At 75.3% G+C, this 18708-nt stretch carries 18 protein-coding genes and 1 pseudogene; 13 read left to right on the plus strand and 6 right to left on the minus strand.

The window, feature by feature from the left end:
• The first annotated feature begins 11 nt into the window (after nucleotides 1-11).
• Complete coding sequence (locus tag AC3AQ1_RS07890; RefSeq protein ID WP_159096440.1) at nucleotides 12-644, plus strand: maleylpyruvate isomerase family mycothiol-dependent enzyme; 633 nt, start codon at nucleotides 12-14, stop codon at nucleotides 642-644.
• On the opposite strand, the gene fdhD is transcribed toward AC3AQ1_RS07890, so the two are convergent.
• Nucleotides 530-1495, minus strand: coding sequence for a formate dehydrogenase accessory sulfurtransferase FdhD (fdhD, locus tag AC3AQ1_RS07895; RefSeq protein ID WP_108718539.1), 966 nt, complete (start codon nucleotides 1493-1495; stop codon nucleotides 530-532). The two genes, AC3AQ1_RS07890 and fdhD, sit on opposite strands and share 115 nt — an antisense overlap.
• 68 nt (nucleotides 1496-1563) lie before the next feature.
• On the opposite strand from fdhD, the gene AC3AQ1_RS07900 reads away from it, so the two are divergent.
• Both AC3AQ1_RS07900 and AC3AQ1_RS07905 read left to right on the plus strand, forming a co-directional pair.
• Nucleotides 1564-2721 carry a hypothetical protein gene (locus AC3AQ1_RS07900; RefSeq protein ID WP_108718540.1) on the plus strand — a complete coding sequence of 386 codons (1158 nt, stop codon included), beginning with the start codon at nucleotides 1564-1566 and terminating at the stop codon, nucleotides 2719-2721.
• On the plus strand, nucleotides 2718-5483 hold the full coding sequence (locus AC3AQ1_RS07905) for a multicopper oxidase domain-containing protein (RefSeq protein ID WP_108718541.1): 2766 nt from the start codon (nucleotides 2718-2720) through the stop codon (nucleotides 5481-5483). The genes AC3AQ1_RS07900 and AC3AQ1_RS07905 overlap by 4 nt, the downstream gene beginning before the upstream one ends.
• Here AC3AQ1_RS07905 and AC3AQ1_RS07910 read toward each other — a convergent pair.
• The 5 genes from AC3AQ1_RS07910 to AC3AQ1_RS07930 form a co-directional block, all read right to left on the minus strand.
• Entirely contained in the window at nucleotides 5473-6150 is a 678-nt protein-coding gene (locus AC3AQ1_RS07910; RefSeq protein WP_108718542.1) for an ABC transporter ATP-binding protein, read from the minus strand. The two genes, AC3AQ1_RS07905 and AC3AQ1_RS07910, sit on opposite strands and share 11 nt — an antisense overlap.
• Nucleotides 6147-6962 (minus strand): ABC transporter permease, encoded by an 816-nt coding sequence (locus AC3AQ1_RS07915; RefSeq protein WP_108718543.1) that lies wholly within the window; start codon nucleotides 6960-6962, stop codon nucleotides 6147-6149. The genes AC3AQ1_RS07910 and AC3AQ1_RS07915 overlap by 4 nt, the downstream gene beginning before the upstream one ends.
• Entirely contained in the window at nucleotides 6959-7828 is an 870-nt protein-coding gene (modA, locus tag AC3AQ1_RS07920; RefSeq protein WP_108718544.1) for a molybdate ABC transporter substrate-binding protein, read from the minus strand. Before modA ends, AC3AQ1_RS07915 begins: the two co-directional genes overlap by 4 nt.
• A complete protein-coding gene (locus AC3AQ1_RS07925; RefSeq protein ID WP_108718545.1) occupies nucleotides 7825-8232 on the minus strand; it encodes a TOBE domain-containing protein in 408 nt (135 codons plus the stop codon). Before AC3AQ1_RS07925 ends, modA begins: the two co-directional genes overlap by 4 nt.
• Before the next feature lie 92 nt (nucleotides 8233-8324).
• The gene (locus AC3AQ1_RS07930) at nucleotides 8325-9086 is read right to left on the minus strand and encodes a helix-turn-helix transcriptional regulator (protein ID WP_108718546.1); all 762 of its coding nucleotides are present in this window, start codon (nucleotides 9084-9086) and stop codon (nucleotides 8325-8327) included.
• A 74-nt stretch (nucleotides 9087-9160) separates the two neighbouring features.
• On the opposite strand from AC3AQ1_RS07930, the gene AC3AQ1_RS07935 reads away from it, so the two are divergent.
• From AC3AQ1_RS07935 to AC3AQ1_RS07980, 10 genes and pseudogenes are all read left to right on the plus strand, one after another.
• Complete coding sequence (locus AC3AQ1_RS07935) at nucleotides 9161-10306, plus strand: ThiF family adenylyltransferase (RefSeq protein ID WP_108718547.1); 1146 nt, start codon at nucleotides 9161-9163, stop codon at nucleotides 10304-10306.
• Nucleotides 10307-10371: 65 nt separating this feature from the next.
• Entirely contained in the window at nucleotides 10372-11085 is a 714-nt protein-coding gene (locus tag AC3AQ1_RS07940; RefSeq protein ID WP_108718548.1) for a DUF937 domain-containing protein, read from the plus strand.
• Between the two features lie 2 nt (nucleotides 11086-11087).
• Entirely contained in the window at nucleotides 11088-12488 is a 1401-nt protein-coding gene (locus AC3AQ1_RS07945) for a molybdopterin molybdotransferase MoeA (RefSeq protein WP_234417886.1), read from the plus strand.
• A 70-nt stretch (nucleotides 12489-12558) separates the two neighbouring features.
• On the plus strand, nucleotides 12559-12996 hold the full coding sequence (gene moaC, locus AC3AQ1_RS07950) for a cyclic pyranopterin monophosphate synthase MoaC (protein ID WP_108720073.1): 438 nt from the start codon (nucleotides 12559-12561) through the stop codon (nucleotides 12994-12996).
• A 44-nt stretch (nucleotides 12997-13040) separates the two neighbouring features.
• A pseudogene (locus AC3AQ1_RS07955) lies at nucleotides 13041-13409 on the plus strand (NTP transferase domain-containing protein); the annotation flags it as partial.
• 195 nt (nucleotides 13410-13604) lie between these two features.
• The gene (locus AC3AQ1_RS07960) at nucleotides 13605-15482 is read left to right on the plus strand and encodes a glycoside hydrolase family 13 protein (protein ID WP_370445353.1); all 1878 of its coding nucleotides are present in this window, start codon (nucleotides 13605-13607) and stop codon (nucleotides 15480-15482) included.
• Between the two features lie 72 nt (nucleotides 15483-15554).
• The gene (locus AC3AQ1_RS07965) at nucleotides 15555-15872 is read left to right on the plus strand and encodes a hypothetical protein (protein ID WP_108718550.1); all 318 of its coding nucleotides are present in this window, start codon (nucleotides 15555-15557) and stop codon (nucleotides 15870-15872) included.
• Nucleotides 15869-17731, plus strand: coding sequence for a M91 family zinc metallopeptidase (locus AC3AQ1_RS07970; RefSeq protein ID WP_108718551.1), 1863 nt, complete (start codon nucleotides 15869-15871; stop codon nucleotides 17729-17731). The genes AC3AQ1_RS07965 and AC3AQ1_RS07970 overlap by 4 nt, the downstream gene beginning before the upstream one ends.
• Nucleotides 17728-18366 (plus strand): hypothetical protein, encoded by a 639-nt coding sequence (locus AC3AQ1_RS07975; protein WP_159096442.1) that lies wholly within the window; start codon nucleotides 17728-17730, stop codon nucleotides 18364-18366. Before AC3AQ1_RS07970 ends, AC3AQ1_RS07975 begins: the two co-directional genes overlap by 4 nt.
• A 91-nt stretch (nucleotides 18367-18457) precedes the next feature.
• Complete coding sequence (locus AC3AQ1_RS07980) at nucleotides 18458-18637, plus strand: Rv0909 family putative TA system antitoxin (protein WP_108720074.1); 180 nt, start codon at nucleotides 18458-18460, stop codon at nucleotides 18635-18637.
• Nucleotides 18638-18708 lie beyond the last annotated feature (71 nt).

Here is an 18708-nt window from a genome sequence, read left to right on the forward strand (position 1 = left end):
GTTGCTCCCGCGTGAGCCTCGAGGAGATCTACGCCGACGCCGTGACGCGCGTCGCCACGCTCGCCGCGACCGTGACGCCCGCGCAGGCGGGGCGCGTGGTCCCGGCCACCCCGGAGTGGACGGTGCACGACCTGCTCGCGCACCTCGCCGGCGCCGTGCACGACTTCGTCACCGGTGAGACCGACGGCGCCCCGAGCCGCGCGTGGACCAACCGGCACGTCGTGGACCGCCGCCGCACGCCCACCGCGGACCTGGGCGCCGAGCTGCGCGAGTACGCGGGCCTGCTGCCCGCCTCGGTGGTCGGCGCGCCGGGCGCCCCGCCGCGGTGGGACCTGCTCGTGCACGAGCAGGATCTGCGGGAGGCCCTCGACCTCGAGCGCGCGCCCGAGGACACCTGGCGCACGCTGCTGCCGGAAGTGGTGGAGCGGCTCGGCCGGCGTCCCGCGGCGATCGGCTTCGATGTCACGACGACGGAGTCGACCTGGACGATCGGCGTTCCGACGACCGCGCTCACGTTCGCCGCCGAGGACTACGAGCTCCTGCGCGTGCTGTTCTCGCGGCGCACGACGTTCGAGATCGCCGCCCTGACGGACGGCGTCGGGGCGCTCGAGGGCGTCGCCGTGTTCGGGCCGCGGCCCGGCTGAGTCGCGGCGACACCGGGTCGCTCGTCGAGCAGCACCCGGTCGGGCCGGCTGTACACGACGAGCGACTCCCCCCGCACGAAGCCGACGAGCGTCATGCCGACCTCGACGGCGAGGTCCACCGCGAGCGCGCTCGGCGCCGACACGGCGGACAGGACGGGGATCCCCGCTGTCGACGCCTTCTGCACGAGCTCGAAGCTCGCGCGTCCGGACACCTGCAGCGTGCAGCCCGCGAGCGGCAGCCGGCCGCTCGCCACCGCCCAGCCGACCACCTTGTCCACGGCGTTGTGCCGTCCCACGTCCTCGCGCAGCACGAGCCGCTCGCCGGTCGCGTTGTCGAACAGCGCGGCGGCGTGCAGCCCGCCCGTGCGGTCGAAGATCTCCTGGTCCGCGCGCAGCGCGTCCGGGTAGGCGAGCAGTCGCTCGACGGGGATCGTCGTCGCGTCGCCCTCGACGGCGTACCGCGACGCGGTGCGGACCTGGTCGATGCTCGTGCGCCCGCACACCCCGCACGCCGAGCTGGTCGTCACCCGGCGCACGAGCTCGGCTCCCGGCGGCGGCACGTGCGGTGCGAGCGTCACGTCGAGCACGTTGTACGTGTTCTCGCCGTCGGGCCCCACCCCCGCGCAGAACCGTGAGGTCACCACGTCCTCGCTCGTGGCGACGACGCCCTCGGCGACGAGGTAGCCGAGGGCGAGCTCGACGTCGTGGCCCGGCGTGCGCATCGTCACGGCGAGCGAGGCGCCGCCGACCCGGATCTCCAGCGGCTCCTCGCCCACGAGCGTGTCGGGACGCCGCACGGCGGGCCGGCCGAGCGTGATCCGCGTGACGGGCCGTCGCTGCGTGGCGCGCATCGGCTCAGCCTACGGCGGCGGGCCTTACGTCCCGGGCGGCGGCCCCCGCGGATTTCTACGATCGAACCGTGCAAAACCCTCGACCGGCGGCGCGCACCCTCCTGCTCGTGCCCGCCGGCCTCGCGCTGCTCGCCGGGCTCGACGGCGCGCTCCTGCTCCTCGGCCTGCCCGCGCCGCTGCGGCTGGACCGGCTCGAGGACGTGCACGGCCCCCTCATGGTGCTCGGCTTCGTCGGCACCGTCATCGCGCTCGAGCGCGCCGTGGCGCTGCGCTCGCGCCTCGGGTACGCCGCCCCCGTCCTGCTCGGCCTCGGCGGACTGCTCCTGCTCTCCCCGCTGCCGAACGGCGTGAGCCGCGGCGTGCTGCTCGCCGGTGCGGTGGCGCTCGGCCTGCTCTACGTGGCCCTCTGGCGCCGCCAGCCCTCGCTCCCGCTCGCCGTCGAGGCGACCGGGGCGAGCCTCGGCGTCGGCGCCGCGGGCCTGTGGCCCGCCGGCGTCGCCGTGCCGTTCCTCGCACCCTGGCTCGTGGGGTTCCTCGTGCTCACCGTGCTCGGCGAGCGGATCGAGCTCGGCGCTGTCGGGCGCCGGCTCGGCCCGTCGGACACCACGGCGCCCGACGGCGTGGGTCGCCCCGAGGCGCTCGCCCTCACCCTCGCGCTGGGCTACGCCGCGAGCGCGGCCCTCGCCCTCATCGCACCCGAGGTGGGCTACCGCCTGCTGGGCGTGACGCTCGTGGCGTGCCTCGCCGTCGTGCTCCGGCTCGACGTCGCACGCCGCACGGTGCGCACGACGGGTCTGCCGCGGTACATGGCCGTGGCGATGCTCGCCGGGTACGCGTGGCTCGCGGTGGCGGGCGCGACGTGGCTCCTGCTCGGGCCGCAGTGGCAGGGGCGCGGGTACGACGCCGTGCTGCACGCCGTGTTCCTCGGCTTCGTCATCTCGATGGTCATGGCGCACGCGCCCGTGATCCTCCCGGCCGTCGTGCGTCGACCGCTGCCGTACACGCCGCTGCTCTACGGGCCGCTCGCGCTGCTGCACGTCACGCTGGGAGTGCGCGTGCTCGCGGGCGACGCGTGGGACCTGCCGGTCGCCGTCGCCGTCGGCGGCGTGGGCAACATCGTCGCGGTCCTCGCATTCGTGGTGCTCGCGCTCGTGAGCGTGGTGCGCGGACCCCGCGCCGCGCGGGCTCCGACCCCGGCCGCTGCCCCCGGGCTGGTGCGCGCATGAACCGCCGCTCGCTCTACGTCCCGGCCAACGCGCTCGTGCTCGCCTGGTTCGTCGGCGCCGCCGCGGTGGCGCTCGGGCACCGGTTCGTGCCGGTCGCGGGGTGGCTCATGGTGCACCTGCTGCTGCTCGGCGGCGTCTCGACGGCGATCCTGCTGTGGAGCCAGCACTTCGCCGAGACCCTCACGCGCCGGCCCGCGCCCGGTGGGGCGCGCGTGCTCTGGGCCCGGCTGCTGGGCTGGTCGGCCGGCGCACTCGTCGTCACCGCGGGCATGGTCGCCTCCTCGACGCGGCTCGTGGTCGCCGGGGCGGTGGTGCTCGCGGCCGTGGCCGTCGCCCATCTCGTCGTGCTGGCGCTCCAGCGGCGGGGCTCCGGCCGGATGCTCGGCAACCGGCTCGAGCACCTCGTGCGCTACTACCTGGCGGCGACGGCGTTCCTACCACTCGGCGTCGCGCTCGGCGTGGTCCTCGCACGGGTCGACGTCTCGCCCGAGGTGGCCGGCCGGCTCTACGTGGCGCACGTCGCGGCGACGCTGCTCGGCTGGGTCGGGCTCACCGTGGCCGGCACGATCGTGCTGCTGTGGCCCACGGCGCTGCGCACCCGCCTGTCCCCCGCCGCGGAGACCGGGGGGCGGCACGCGCTGGTGGTGCTCGCCGTCGGGATCCTCCTCGTGCTGGCCGGCCCGGCGCTCGGGTGGCGTCCCCTCGTCCTGGTCGGGTCCGTGGTGGTGGCGGCCGGGCTCGCCCGGATCGGGTGGCACGTGGTGGAGCAGGGCCGCGCGGCGGCGCGCACGCACGGCTCGGGCTCGTTCGCGGCATGGTCGCTCGCGGCGTCCTGCGGCTGGTTCCTCGCCAGCGTGCTCGCGTTCGGCGTGACCGTGATCGCCGCGCCCGGCTGGACCGCGGTGCCCGATCGGCTCACGTGGCTGGTGGCGCCCTTCGCGGTTGGCTTCGTGGCGCAGGTGATGCTCGGCTCGATGAGCTACCTCGTCCCCGTGGTGCTCGGCGGCGGGCCCGGCGCGGCGCGGTGGAGCAACGCCGCGATGGACCGGGCCGGGATGGCCCGCTGGACGGTGCTGAACCTCGCGCTCGGAGTATTCCTGCTGCCCGCGCCGAGCTGGGTGCGGGTGGCCGCCTCGATGGTGGGCCTCGTGCCGCTGCTCGTCTTCCTCGTGCTGGCGCTCCGGACGATCGCCTTGCAGCGCTCCGAGCGCACGCGCCGCACGCTCGCGCCGATCGCGCCGGGCGTCGCGACCACGCCGAACTGGCGTCCGGTCCGCCTGGTCGGCGGTGCGGCTGTGGGGGTCGCGGTGGTGGCGCTCGCCGTCGTGGCGGGCGTCGCGGTCGACCCCGCGGCCGCGGGCCTCGTGGCGGTGCCGGCCACGCTCGCGCAGGGCGCGGGCGTGGCCTCGGCTGCCGGTGCTACCGGGGAGACGACCACCGTCCAGGTGACGATGCAGGACATGCGCTTCACGCCGTCGCGCATCGAGGTGCCGGCGGGCGACCGGCTCGTCATCGAGCTCGTCAACGCGGACGACCAGGTGCACGATCTCGTGCTCGCGACGGGCGCGTCCTCGGGCCGGCTGCCCTCGGGCGAGTCCACCACGGTCGACGTCGGCGTCGTCACGGCCGACGTCGCCGGCTGGTGCTCCGTGGCCGGTCACCGGCTGATGGGGATGACGCTCGACGTCGTGGCCACCGGCGGCACGACGCTCGCCGACGAGGCGGGCCAGGCCGGCGAGACCAGCGCCGAGGCGAGCGGGGACCACGCTGGGATGGACCACGGCTCCGGCGCCACCGGCACCACCGCCCCCGATGCGCCCAGCGCCGCCGCCGACATCGACCTCATGGCCGAGCCGGACGCGGGCTGGCAGCCGCACGACGCCACCCTCGCGCCGGTCGCGACGAGCGGGACGGACGAGCAGGGGATGACGAGCGAGCCCGACCCGGACGGCACGGGCACGCTGCACCGGATCACCCTGACGGTCGCGGAGCGCGAGGTCGAGGTCGCGCCCGGCGTGACGCAGACGCTGTGGACGTACAACGGGCAGGCGCCCGGGCCCGTGCTGCACGGCGCCGTGGGCGACACGTTCGAGGTCACGCTCGTCAACGACGCCTCGATCGGGCACTCGATCGACTTCCACGCGGGCGCGCTCGCGCCGGACGAGCCGATGCGCACGATCGACCCCGGCGAGTCGCTCGTCTACACGTTCCGGGCCGAGCGCAGCGGGGTGTGGATGTACCACTGCTCGACCATGCCGATGAGCATGCACATCGCGAACGGGATGGCGGGCGCCGTGGTGATCGACCCGCCCGGGCTCGAGCCGGCGGACCGGGAGTACCTGCTCGTGCAGTCCGAGTACTACCTCGGGCCGCAGGGCGGGGAGGCCGACCCCGCGCGGATCGCGACCCAGAACCCCGACCTCGTCGTGTTCAACGGGTACGCGAACGCCTACCGCTACGCCCCGCTCACGGCCCGCGTGGGCGAGCGGGTGCGGATCTGGGTGCTCGACGTCGGGCCCAACCGCCCGAGCTCCTTCCACGTGGTGGGCGGACAGTTCGACACCGTGTTCGCCGAGGGCGACTACCTCCTGCGCGACGGCGGCTCGACCGGCACCGGCGGCTCGCAGGCGCTCGCGCTGCAGCCCGCGCAGGGCGGCTTCGTCGAGCTCACCTTCCCCGAGGCGGGGCGCTACTCCCTCGTCTCGCACCTCATGAGCGACGCCGAGAAGGGCGCCGCGGGGTACGTGGCCGTCACCCCGTGACGGGCGGCCCGGCCGCGAGCTCGACCACCCGGTCGGCGATCGCGCCGTCGGCCGCGGCGTCGTGCGTCACGAGGATCGCCGGCACGCCGAGCTCCTCGAGCGCCGCCCGCACGACCTCGCGCACGTGAGGCCGGCTCGCGGCGTCGATCGCGGCGAACGGCTCGTCGAGCAGCACCGCCCGCGGCCGCGCGCACAGCGCCCGCGCGATCGCCACCCGCTGCGCCTGCCCGCCGGACAGCCGCCCCGCGCGCGCCTCCGCGATGTCGCCGACGCCGAGCCGGTCCAGCCACCGCTGCGCCTGAGCGCGGGCGTCGCGCCGGTGCTGCCCGCGGGCGCGCAGCCCGTACGCCACGTTCTCCAGGGCGCTGAGGTGCGCGAACACCTCGTGCTGCTGCGGCACGAGGCCGATCCCGCGACGCTCCGGCGGCACCCAGGCGTCCGCGCCGTCGAGCGTGCGGCCCGCGAGCCGCACCTCGCCCGACGTCAACGGCAGCAGTCCTGCGACGGCGTGCAGCACCGTGGTCTTGCCCGTTCCGTTCGCGCCGGCGAGCACCACGACCTCCCCGAGCGCGACGCGCAGGTCCGCCGCGATGCGGCGCACGCCGCGGTGCACGACGGCGCCACGCATCTCGAGCGCGCCCGTCGCCTCCGCGTCCGCCCCGGTCACTCCGCGCCCCGCAGCGCGGTCAGCCAGCGCGAGCGCAGCGCGACGAGCACGACGGCGCACACTAGCATGAGCACGACGGCGAGCGCGATCGCCGTGTCCGGATCCTGGGCGAGCGCGAGGTAGATCGCGATCGGCATGGTGCGGGTGGTCCCGGGGAAGTTGCCGGCGAACGTGATGGTGGCGCCGAACTCGCCGAGCGCGCGGGCGAAGCACAGCACGGCGCCGGCGCCGATCGCCGACGCCGTGCCCGGCAGCGTGACGCGGCGGAACGTCGTCCAGCGCGAGGCGCCCAGGGTCGCGGAGACGCCTTCGGCGAGCCCGCCGGCGGCGCGCAGCGCGCCGTCGACCGAGAGGACGAGGAACGGCAGGGCGACGAAGGTCTGCGCGATCACCACCGCCGCCGTGGTGAACGGGATGCTGAGGCCGAACCAGGCGTGCAGGTGCTGACCCAGAAGCCCGCGACGCCCGAGCAGGCTCAGCAGCGCGACACCCCCGACCACCGGCGGCAGCACCATGGGCAGCGTCACGAGGGCGCGCAGCACGCCGGCGCCGGGCAGGTTGCCGCGCGCCAGCAACCACGCGAGCGGCACCCCGAGGACCACGGCGACGAGCGTCGCCGCGCTCGCCGTGCGCAGCGACAGCCACATCGCGCCCGCCGTCGCCGGGTCGGTCACGAGCGCGCCGATCGACCCCCACGGCGCCCGCACGAGCAGCGCGAGGAGCGGCAGGAGCAGGAACGCCGCGGCGATCGCCGCCGGCACGAGCAGGGGAACGGGCGGGACCCGGCGCCGACCCGGGCGCCCGGTGCTCACGGTGTGCCGAAGCCCGCCGACCGGAGCACGTCCGCGCCCTCCGGCGAGAGCACGAGGTCGACGAACGCCTGCGCCGCCGCCGGGTTCGGGGCGTCGGCGAGCACGCCGACGAGGTTGGCGTTCACCGCCTCGGCCGCCTCGGGGAACTCGATGGTCGTCACCGCGTCCTCGGCGCTGAGGGCGTCGGTCGCGTAGACCAGGGCGGCGTCGACCTCACCCGTGCTGGCGAGCGTGAGCGCCGCCGTCACGTTCTCGGCGTACGTGTCGACCGCGGGGGTGAGCCCGGCCGCGGTGAACACCTTTGCGGCCGCCGCACCGCACGGCACCTCCTCGGTGCACACCGCGATCCGCAGGTCGGGGTTCGTGAAGTCGGGAAGGCCGCTCACGCCGCCCGGGTTGTCCGCCGGCGTGACGATCACGAGCGTGTTCGTGGCGAAGGTGACCGGGTCGACGACGAGGTCGCCCACCTGCTCCATCGTCGCCGCCGACGCCGTGGCGAGCACGTCGGCCGGCGCACCGGAGTTGACCTGCTCGGCCAGGGCCGAGCTCGCGGCGAAGCTGAACGTCACCGTGAGGTCGGGGTTCGCGGCCATCAACGTGTCGCCCCGCTCGGTGGAGACGCCGTGGAGCGACGCGGCGGCGAACACCGTGAGGTCACCGCTGAGGTCGCCCGCCGTGGCGTCGTCGGTGGCCTCGCCGGTGGCCCCGCTGGTGGCCCCCGAGCCGGCGTCGGTCGCGGCGTCGCTGTTCCCGGTGGCCCCCGAGCCCGCGTCACCCGACCCGCACGCCGCCAGGGCGAGCGCGCCGACGGCGAGCACCGCCGCGAGGCCGGCCCGGGACGCGCGGGGCGACGTCGCCCGGCTCATCGGATCCCCTCGATCCCCACGTTGGTCGCCTTGACGGTGGCGGCGACGAGGCTGCCCGGCTCGAGCCCGAGCTCGTCGGCCGCCTCGCGCGAGATGAGGGAGACGACCCGGTACGGGCCGGCCTGCACGTCGACCTGCGCCATCACGCCGTCGCGCACCACGCGCGTGACGACGCCGCGCAGCCGGTTGCGGGCGGACGCCGGGGCGAGGTCACCGAGGTCGTCGAGGTGGGAGTCGGCCGCCTCCTGCGTGGCGAGCCGGGCGACAGCCTCGGCCGGCAGGGTCTGGTGGCCGGGCGAGCCGCCGGGCTCGAGGCCGGCCGCGGTGGCGCGACGCCGCACGGTGTCGGGACTGATGCCGAGCAGGGCGGCAGCCTCGGCCATCTTGAGATCGCGAGCGGTCATGCGTCGATTCAACACCCGTACAGCCGCAGGTGCGACGTCTGGCGTGGCTCGAAGGCGCAACCGAGGCAGCCGCTCGTGCGGCGCGTGAGACCTCAGGACCCGGCGTGTCGGCGGCACAGCGCGAGCGTGCAGTGCTCGGGCGACACGAACGGGGTGAGCCGGTCGACCTGCCACCGGGTGCCGGCCTGGTCGAGGACGCCCTGGGCGAGCCCGGCGTGGACCGAGCACACGACGTCGGGCCGTTCGAGCGCGAGGACGAGGAACGGGCACCGCCACAGCTCGAAGGTCGCGCGCTCCTCGACGCGCTGCTCGTCGCGGTCCTCGCCGCTCCGCCCGTCGCCTGCGCCACCCCCCAGGTCGTCCGGGACGAGCACCGGGTCGAACCCGAAGCCGTCGAGGTGCGCCTCGAGCGCGAGCAGCTCCCGGTCGGGCGGCCCGGCGTCCAGGTCCTGCGTGGAGTCCGCCTCCCGGATCGACAGCGCGGCGCCCACCTCGCGGCCCGCTCGCTCCGCGGCCCCGCTGTGGTCGTCGGGGCCGAACGCGCGCACGAGCGCGCTCGTCAGGGCCGCCTGCGCGAGACGTCGAGCGGCCTCGGGGTCCTCTCGCACGTCAGCGGGGCGCGTCGTGCGGTAGACGATCCGGGGCCGGCCGCGAGTGCTGCGCACCTCCGGCTCGCTCACCACGAAGCCGCCCTCGGCGAGCCGCGCGAGGTGCTCGCGCACGGTGTTCTGGTGCAGGCCGGTGGCCCGGGCGAGCACGTCGATGGTGCTGCGACCGCCCTGCTGCAGCAGGTGGAGGAGCTGCACGCGGCTGGGCGACGCGAGAAGGCTCGCGGAGCTGCCGGCACCGACCATGGCCCCATTCTCCGCCCGACGCCGGCCCGGCGGCAGGCGGAAGGTCCCCGGGCGGGGCGACCTACCCTGGTCGCGTGCACCTGCCTCCGCTCGTCGACCCCGGTCCGCCGCTCACGGCGGCCGAGCGCGAGCGCACCGCCCGCCAGACGCTGCTGCCCGAGCTGGGCGAGTCCGGGCAGCGCCGCCTCGCCGCCGCGCGCGTCCTCGTGATCGGGGCGGGCGGCCTCGGTTCGCCCGTGCTGGCCTACCTCGCGGCCGCCGGCGTCGGCACGATCGGGATCGTCGACGACGACGTGGTCGACCGCTCGAACCTCCACCGCCAGGTCCTGCACGCCGAGGCGAGCATCGGCGAGCGCAAGGTGCAGCACGCCGCACGCCGCCTGCGCGAGCACAACCCCGCCGTCGTGATCGAGGAGCATGAGGTATGGATCGACGAGCGGTCCGCGACCGAGGTCCTGCGCGGCTACGACGTCGTCCTCGACGGCACCGACACGTTCGCCACGCGCTATGTCGTCGCCGACGCCTGCGCGGACCTCGGCGTCCCGCTCGTGTGGGGCTCGATCCTGCGCCTGGACGGTCAGGTGTCGGTGTTCTGGTCCCACCCGCCCGGCGACGTCGCCCCCGTCACCCTGCGCGACCTCTTTCCCGCCCCGCCGCCGCCCGGATCGGTGCCCTCGTGCGCCGAGGCGGGTGTGCTCGGCCCGCTGTGCGGGATCGTCGGCTCGATGATGGCGATGGAGGCGATCAAGCTCCTCGTCGGGTTCGGCGACGTCCTTCTCGGGCGGGTCGCCGTGGTGGACGCCGCCACCATGCGCGTGCACGACGTGGCCTTCGCGGGAACCGGTGCGCCGCCGTCGGGGCTCGCGAGGGCGACGGTCCCGACGGCGAGCAACCCCGCCGAGCCCGCCGCGAACCCCCCTGCCACCGACCTCCTGGGCCGGACCCTCCTGGACGTGCGCGAACCGGCCGAGTTCGCCGTCGACGCCCTGTTCGGTGCGGTCAACGTGCCCGTCAGCGCGCTCGAGCAGGCCGCGCGCACCGGTCCGGGGGCCGCCGCCGCGCTCCTGCGCGAGGCCGGCGTGCCCGACGGCGTGCCGCTCGCCACGTACTGCGCGGCCGGTGTCCGTGCGGCGCGGGCCGCGCGCACCCTGGCCGGCCTCGACCGCGACGTCGCCGCGCTGTCGCCCGACGACGTCGCCCGGATGCGCCCTCGGACCTGAGCGCCGACGACTACGCTCACCACCGACAGGTGAGCCCGACGAGGTGCGCGCCGGAGAGGAAGGTCATGTCCGACATCACGCAGCTGCTCGCGGTCATCCCCGTCGACCAGATCGCCGACCGGCTGGGCGTGGACGAGGCGACGGCGCGCGACGGCGTCGCGGCCGCGCTGCCCGCCCTCCTCGGCGGGCTCGAGGCGAACGTCCAGGACCCCGCCGGCGCCGCCTCGCTGCTGTCGGCCCTCGGCACGAAGGACACCTCGCTGGTGGCGAACGCGGGCCCGCGCGGGGTCCGCCTCGCGGACGTCGACGAGGCCGACGGCGAGAAGATCGTCCGCAACATCTTCGGCACGCGCACCGACGACGTCGTCACCGCGCTCGGCAGCGCCCCGGGCCGCCAGGAGAGCGGCCTCGTGCGGCGGATCCTGCCGATGCTCGCGCCGATCGTGCTCGCCTTCCTCGCGCGGCGCCTCACCGGTGGCTCCGGCGACTCGGGCGAGTCGGGGAGCGGCGTCACCGGCCCCGGGGCGATGAGCGGCGTGCTCGAGCAGATCTTCGGCCACTCCCCGTCCTCCGCCGGTCCGGCGGGCTCGGCGGGAAACGGCACCGCGGCGCACGGCGGGATCGGTGACGTCCTCGGCGGACTGCTCGGTGGGCTCGGCGGCGGCGGATCCGCGCAGTCCTCGGGCCTCGGCGACGTGGGCGACGTGCTCGGCGGGGTCCTCGGGAGAGGTGGCGCCGGCGGCCTCCTCGACGGGCTCCTCGGCGGCGGCAAGCGCTGAGGGTGCACGCACCGCACGCACCCGCGGGGCACGACGCCGGCCGACCGGGCCTCGTCCCGGTCGCCCACCACCTCGCGCACGTCCTGTCCCGCACCGGACTGGTCCGCGAGCTCGAGGTCGACGTCCTCGACGCCCCGGGCCGGCGCCTGGCCCGCGACGTCAGCGCGGCGATCGCGGTGCCGCCGTGGGACAACTCGGCGATGGACGGCTACGCCGTGCACCACGCGGACGTCGCGGACGCCTCGCCCGAGCATCCCGTGACCCTGCGGATCGTCGCCGACCTGCCCGCAGGCTCCGCCCTCGACCCGGCGCTCGGCCCCGGCGAGGCGGCCCGGATCATGACGGGAGCACCGCTGCCCAGCGCGAGCGACGCCGTCGTGCAGCTCGAGCACACCGACCGGACGGACCCGGTCGCGCCGCTCGCGGACACCGTCACGGTGCTGCGCGCGCCGACGCCCGGCATGCACGTGCGCCGCGCGGGCGAGGACCGGCGGCCCGGGGACCTCCTCGTCCCCGCGGGGACGCTGGTGACCGGCCCGGTGCTCGCGGCCCTCGTCTCGGCCGGAGTCACGCGCGTCTGGCTGCGCGAGCGGCCACGGGTCACCGTGATCTCGACCGGCGACGAGCTCGCGGCGCCCGGCGCCCCGCTGAGGCGTGGCGCGATCCCGGACTCCAACTCCCTGCTCCTCGCGCAGCTGGTGCGCGAGGCGGGCGGGGAGCTGCAGGGGGTGCGTCGCGTGCGCGACGACGCGGCCGAGGTGCGCGCGCGTGTGCTCGGTGCGACCGCGCAGTGCGGCGCCCGGCCCCACGTGATCCTGCTGACCGGCGGCGTGAGCCAGGGGGCGTTCGACCCGGTCAAGCAGGCCTTCGCGGGCTCGGACCGGGTGCGGTTCGTGTCGGTGGCGATGCAGCCCGGCAAGCCGCAGGCGTTCGGCCGGTTCGGCGAGCCGCCGGACCACGGGCTCGGCGATCCCGCCGGGCCGGAGCGCGACGGCGCGCTCGTGTTCGGGCTGCCCGGCAACCCGGTCAGCGCCTGGGTCTCGTTCCACGTGTTCGTCCGGCCCGCGCTGCTGACGATGGCGGGGGCGCCCGACCACGTCGTCACGCCTCCGCGCCTGCGCGCCGTGGTCGAGACCGGCTGGCGCACACCCGGCGGGCGCGACCAGTACCTGCCGGCCCGGATCCGGCCCGCCGGCCCCGGCGATCCGGGCGAGGCGGGCGGCCTGCTCGTCTCCCCCGCCGCAGCGCTCGGCTCGCGGTCCAACCTCGTCGCGAGCCTCGCGCTCGCGAACGGCTACGCGATCGTGCCCACCGCGGACCAGGCGGCCCGCGGCGGTGCGCCGGTCGCCCCCGGCGACGTCGTCGACGTCGTCCTCACCTCCCTGGAGCCCGCCCGTGCCTGACCCGTCCCCCCAGCCGGCCCCGACGGCCTCCCACCAGCTCACCCACCTGGACGCCGCCGGGCACGCGCGGATGGTCGACGTCACCGAGAAGTCGCCCACCGTGCGCTCCGCGACGGCGACCGGGTTCGTGCACTGCTCGCCCGCCGTCGTGCGTGCGCTCCGGGCGGGTGACGTGCCCAAGGGTGACGCGTTCGCCGTCGCGCGCATCGCGGGGATCGCGGGCGCGAAGCGGTGCGCCGAGCTGCTGCCGCTCGCGCACGTGATCGGCGTGCACGGCGCCGCGGTCGACCTCGACCTCACCGACGAGGGCGTGCGCGTCGCCGCGACGGTGCGCACGGCCGACCGGACCGGCGTCGAGATGGAGGCGCTCACCGCGGTGTCCGTCGCCGCGCTCGCTCTCCTGGACATGGTCAAGGGCCTGGACAAACACACGTGGATCGGCGAGGTGCGGCTCGAGGCGAAGACCGGCGGGAAGTCGGGCGAGTGGCGGCGCACGGGCGAGGCCTGAGCGCCGTCGTCCTGTCCGGCGGGCGCGGCTCGCGCCTGGGCGGGGTGTCGAAGGCGGCGCTGCGGGTGGGCGGCGTCGCGCTCCTGGACGGCGTGCTCGACGCCCTGGCCGCAGCCGGGGTGCGCGACGTCGTCGTGGTGGGTGACCCGCCGTCGCCCGACCGCGCCACGCGGCCCGGCGTGCGGGTGACGCGCGAGGACCCGCCGTTCGCGGGTCCGCTCGCCGCCGTGGCGGCCGGCCTCGACCTCGTGCCCGACGGCGAGCACGAGGTCGTCCTCCTGGCATGCGACCTGCCTCGCTCGCCCGCGCTGCTGGAGCTGCTGCTCGAGAACGAGGCCGAGAGATCCGACCCCGCCGCACCCGGCGCGGGCCGTGCCGTGGTCGACGCCGCGGGCCGCACCCAGTGGCTCGCGGGGCGCTACGCCGTCGGGCCGCTGCGGGCGGCGATCGACGCCGTGCGGGCCGAGCGCGGCACGCTGGAGGGGGCGTCGCTGCGCGCGGCGCTGGCACGCCTGGAGCTCGAGCGCGTGCCCGATCGCGGCGGCGCGAGCCTCGACGTGGACACGCCCGAGGACCTCGCGGCGGCCGGTCGGTGCCATGATCCGAGCATGGACGAGACCAGCGGCACGCCCGACCAGCCGGAGACCACCCGCCGCGAGCGCCGCGCGGGTCACGCCGGCACGCACCGCCCGTGGTGGCACCGCTCGGTCGTCTACCAGGTCTACCCGCGCAGCTTCGCCGACTCCGACGGCGACGGCGTGGGCGACCTGCGCGGCATCACCTCGCGCCTGGACCACCTCGCCGCGCTCGGCGTGGACGTGCTCTGGCTCAGCCCCGTCTATCGCTCGCCGCAGGACGACAACGGCTACGACATCTCCGACTACACCGACGTCGACCCGCTGTTCGGCGACCTCGCCGCGATGGACGAGCTCATCGCCGAGGCCGCGAAGCGCGAGATCGGCATCGTCATGGACCTCGTGGTCAACCACACCTCCGACGAGCACGCGTGGTTCGCCGAGAGCCGCTCCAGCCGGGACAACCCCAAGCGCGACTGGTACTGGTGGCGCCCCGCCCGCGAGGGGTTCGAGCCCGGCACGCCCGGCGCCGAGCCGACGAACTGGGGCTCGTTCTTCTCCGGCAGCACGTGGCAGCTCGACGAGGCCACCGGGGAGTACTACCTGCACCTGTTCTCCCGCAAGCAGCCGGACCTGGACTGGGAGAACCCCGAGGTCCGCCAGGCCGTCTACGCGATGATGCGCTGGTGGCTGGAGCGCGGGGTCGCGGGCTTCCGGATGGACGTCATCAACCTCATCTCCAAGCACGTCGGCGAGCACGGCGAGCTGACCGACGGCGCACCGCGCGCGGACGGCTGGGGCAACGGTGCGCCGTTCTACACCGACGGTCCGCGGATGCACGAGTTCCTCGCCGAGATGCATCGCGAGGTGTTCGACCCCTTCCCCGGCACCTACCTCACGGTCGGCGAGACGCCCGGGGTCACGCTCGAGGAGGCGCGGCTGTACACCGACCCCGAGCGGCGCGAGGTGGACATGGTGTTCCAGTTCGAGCACATGGGCCTGGACCACGGCGTGCTCGGCAAGTTCGACCCGGTCCCGCTGCACCTGCCCGACCTCAAGGCGAACCTCGCGCGCTGGCAGGACGGCCTCGCCACGGCCGGCTGGAACGCCCTGTACTGGAACAACCACGACCAGCCCCGGATCGTGAGCCGCTGGGGCGACGACGGCGAGCACCGGGTCGCCTCCGCCAAGACGCTCGGCACGATCCTGCACCTGCACCGCGGCACGCCGTACGTCTACCAGGGTGAGGAGCTCGGCATGCGCAACGCCGGCTTCACCGCGCTGACGCAGTACCGCGACCTGGAGTCGCTCAACGTCGCGGGCGACGCCGAGACCATGGGCATGAGCACCGAGCGCCTGCTCGCGGGCCTGGCGTACATGAGCCGCGACAACGCGCGCACGCCCGTCGCCTGGGACGACTCCCCGAACGCCGGCTTCACCACCGGAACGCCGTGGCTCTCGCTCGCGCCCGGCTGGGAGAGCATCAACGCGGCGGCCGAGCGGGCGAACTCGGACTCGGTTTTCCACCACTACCGCCGCCTCGTCGCCCTGCGGCGCGGCGCCGCGGCCGGGCAGGACGGGATCGACGACGGCGTGGCCGCCCTCGTCATCGACGGCGCCTTCGCGCTGCTCGCGCCGGAGCACGAGCGGCTGTGGGCCTTCACCCGCACCCTCGAGACGGAGGGCGGACCGCGTGAGGCGCTGCTCGTCGTCGCGAACCTGAGCGGTGAACCGCTCGAGGTGGACGTCGCCGCGGAGCTGGGCGACGCCGTCGTGCTCGAGGGGGCGAGCGTGCTGGTCGCCTCGCACGCCGACGCGTACGGCGACGCCGCGGTTCCCGACGGCGGAGCGCACCTCGCCCTGCGGCCGTGGGAGAGCGTGGTCTACCGGCTCGCGGTCCGCGCGGCGTAGCTCGCGCAAGGGGCGGCGAGCCCGCCGACGGCGTGTGCTACGTTTCGCGGTTCACTCCCCGAGGAGGCCCGGATGGTCACCGTCTCCCCCACCGTCCTGAGCACGGCGGCCGGTCAGATTCTCGACGCCTCCGCTGCGCTCGCCGTGGCGTGGCAGAGCCAACGAGCCGCGCTCGCGACGCTGTCCACGGCCGCCGCCGGACGCGCGGCGGGCGACCTCCCGAGCGGCACCGGCCTCGTGACCGATCACGAAACCTGCGCCGAGGCGGCGTCGGCCGCGGCGGAAGCGCTGACCGGAGCCCTCGAGTACGTCTCGGACGCGGTGTACACGTGCGCGTTCACCTACACCACCACCGACGAGGACACAGCAGAGAGGTTCCGCGTCCGATGACCGAGGGCACCTGGAACCTGCACGCCGATCCGGTGGCGCTGGACCGTGCGGCCGCGGCGTGGGCGAGTGCAGGCCAGGCGTTCGACACCGCCGCCGAGGCGTACCGGCTGGCCGGTCAGGACGCCCGGTCGGAGTGGGAGGGCGCGGCGGCGGAGTCCTTCGACGTCGTGCGTCGGACGCTCCTCGAGGGTCTCGACACCGCGTCCGAGACGGCCGCCGGGGTCGCCGCCGCGATGCAGAGCGCCGCAGGCGCCGTCCGCAGCGCGCAGGGACAGCTGGACGCGTCGTGGGCGAGCGTGATGAGTCTCCCGCGGACGTACGGTCCCTACGGCAGCATCACGTTCACCACCGAGACCGAGGAGGAGCTCGCTCGCGCGCGGGCGGCGGCCGACACGGCGGCCGACGTGCGCAGCTCCCTCGCCGGCACGCTCCTCGGCTACTCCGCCACCGTGCGGTCCGCGATTGCCGTGTGGCGGTCCCTCGTGGCCGACTGGGGTCCAGTCGCCGACGGTGCCACTGCTCCCTTCGACGTGCCCGTCGGGCCGGGCGACGGAACCCAGCGCGTGGGGGTCGTGGTGGTCGGCGGCCAGGTGATCTTCTCCGGCGGCGACGGCAACGAGCGCATCACCGTGACGATCGACCCGGACACCGGCGAGCAGATCGTGACAGTCACGACGTACACGTACGTCGACAACGCGGTGGTGGAGGGTGACCCCGTGACCTACCGGCTCCCCGCCGGCAAGCACCTCGTGATACGCGGTGGTGGGGGTGAGGACATCATCACGCTGCCCACGGACTCGACCATCGCGTTCACGGTGACGGGTGGGAGCGGGCGCGACCGGATCAGCTCGGGCGGCGGTGAGGACCGGATCTTCGGCCTCGGCGGCGACGACGAGGTCACCGCGGGCGGTGGTGCCGACTACGTGTCGGGTGGCGCGGGCCACGACTACCTCGACGCCCAGGCGGGTGACGACACGGTCTTCGGGGGCGCGGGCAACGACACGCTCTACGGCCTCGACGGCGACGACGCTCTCTCGGGCGGTACCGGGAGGGACTACCTCGAGGGCGGCGAGGGTGACGACGCGCTCGACGGCGGCCAGGGCGACGACATCCTGTCCGGTGGCCGCGGGGACGACGCGCTCGACGGCGGCCTGGGCGACGACCTGGCGTACGGCGGGCACGGCCGCGACGTCAGCATCGGTGGCACGGGCACCGACACGAGCATCGACGACGCCCGAGCCGAGGGCTCGACCAACGAGGTCAACACCACCGTCGAGCTCCCGCCCGACCTCGAGCACATCACGATCGAGGGATCGCCGGAGTTCGTTGCGCGAGTGCGCGCCGACCTCGACCTCCTCGGGTCCTCGCCCGCCGGCTCCGCGCTGCTGGCCAACCTCGAGCAACGGTACGAGGAGTCGGGGTTCCTGGGCATGGGCAAGAGCTCCCTCGTGATCAGGGAGTGGGAGCCGCCGAGCGACCAGCCGTTCGGCCAGAACTCGACGGCGAGCAACGGCGGACTGTTCCAGGGCAACGTGGACACGGTCCGGTACCTGCCCTCGATCGACGACTTCCGCGGGGCACCGCCCGTGGTCGTCCTGCAGCACGAGCTCGCCCACGTCTACGACTACGCGAACGGCACCTTCGTCGGCGACCCCTACACCGGTTCGGACACCCGGGACACGCCACGGCCCGGGTACCCCGATGTCAGCGTCGGCGAGCGACAGGCCTCCGGCCTCCCCATCGACCACGACGGCAACCCGGCCACCCCTGAGATCATCGATCCGGACCACCCGATCGACGTCACGGAGAACGGGCTGCGCGAGGAGATGGGTCTGCCGACGAGGGAGAGCTACCGATGACGGGGAGACGATCACGGCGGGTGGTCGGCGCGGCGCTCGCGTTCGGCGCGCTCGCCGCCGGCGCCCTCGTCGCGGCCTGCTCGCGGAGCGTGCCGAGCCCGATCTCGGTGAGCGAGCTGGGCGACGCGTCGCTCGACGTGGTGCTCACCGCCGAGACGCAGGTGCGTGAGGACGAGGTGGTGTTCACGTACCGCCTCGAGAATCGTGGCCACGAGTCGGTGTGGCTCGGTGGCTCGGAGCGAGGCCTCGCCGTCCCGGACGACACGACGCGCGGGGGTGTGGCGGTGGTCCGCGCGTTCTTCCCCGTCCGCACCGATCACGAGTGGCTGTACCCCCCGCACTCCGAGGTGTCGGAGCTCGTGGCCGGCGAGGTCGAGGAGGGCGAGCTGATGGCGGAGCGCCCGTTCGCGTCCTTCACGGATCTTGACGGCGACCGCGCGGTCACGCTGCCCCGCTCGCCGTCGTCGGTGCGGCTCTGCGTGGCGTACGTCCCCGACTCCGCGTTCGACCCCGAGTGGCGCCCCAGCGACGACGACGGCACCGGAGCGGGCAAGGACGGGCTGTGGATCGAGCAGCAGACCGGCTTCCTCATGCAGCGCCTCGCATGCAGTGCGGCCGTCCCGCTGGGCGGGTGAGACCGACCGGGGTGCGCTGCGGGCCGCACGGTCCTGGGCTCGCGGCGGACGGGAGATGCGCCCCGCACCCCCGCCGGACGAGGAGGTCATCGTGGGTCTTGACGACATCGTGAACAAGGCGAAGGACGCGCTGGGCGGCGAGGAGGCCGCCGAGGACAAGATCGATCAGGCGGCCAACCTGCTCAAGGACAAGGCGCCGGACCAGTACGACGCGACGATCGACAAGGTCGCCGACGCCGCGAAGGCGAAGATCGACACGAACGGCCAGTAGGACCGAGCAGCACCAGCGCCTCCAGAACGATCCGAGCGCGGGTGGCGGGGGTCGCCCCCGGCACCCGCGCT

The sequence above is a fragment of the Miniimonas sp. S16 genome (assembly GCF_057748195.1).

Bases quoted from the DNA above. Each gene is read 5' to 3' on its own strand.
- AC3AQ1_RS07975 (WP_159096442.1), top strand. From the start codon at position 17,728: ATGACGGGGAGACGATCACGGCGGGTGGTCGGCGCGGCGCTCGCGTTC.
- AC3AQ1_RS07940 (WP_108718548.1), top strand. From the start codon at position 10,372: ATGTCCGACATCACGCAGCTGCTCGCGGTCATCCCCGTCGACCAGATC.
- fdhD (WP_108718539.1), bottom strand. From the start codon at position 1,495: ATGCGCGCCACGCAGCGACGGCCCGTCACGCGGATCACGCTCGGCCGG.
- modA (WP_108718544.1), bottom strand. From the start codon at position 7,828: ATGAGCCGGGCGACGTCGCCCCGCGCGTCCCGGGCCGGCCTCGCGGCG.
- AC3AQ1_RS07905 (WP_108718541.1), top strand. From the start codon at position 2,718: ATGAACCGCCGCTCGCTCTACGTCCCGGCCAACGCGCTCGTGCTCGCC.
- AC3AQ1_RS07925 (WP_108718545.1), bottom strand. From the start codon at position 8,232: ATGACCGCTCGCGATCTCAAGATGGCCGAGGCTGCCGCCCTGCTCGGC.
- AC3AQ1_RS07930 (WP_108718546.1), bottom strand. From the start codon at position 9,086: ATGGTCGGTGCCGGCAGCTCCGCGAGCCTTCTCGCGTCGCCCAGCCGC.
- AC3AQ1_RS07960 (WP_370445353.1), top strand. From the start codon at position 13,605: ATGGACGAGACCAGCGGCACGCCCGACCAGCCGGAGACCACCCGCCGC.
- AC3AQ1_RS07965 (WP_108718550.1), top strand. From the start codon at position 15,555: ATGGTCACCGTCTCCCCCACCGTCCTGAGCACGGCGGCCGGTCAGATT.
- AC3AQ1_RS07970 (WP_108718551.1), top strand. From the start codon at position 15,869: ATGACCGAGGGCACCTGGAACCTGCACGCCGATCCGGTGGCGCTGGAC.
- moaC (WP_108720073.1), top strand. From the start codon at position 12,559: ATGGTCGACGTCACCGAGAAGTCGCCCACCGTGCGCTCCGCGACGGCG.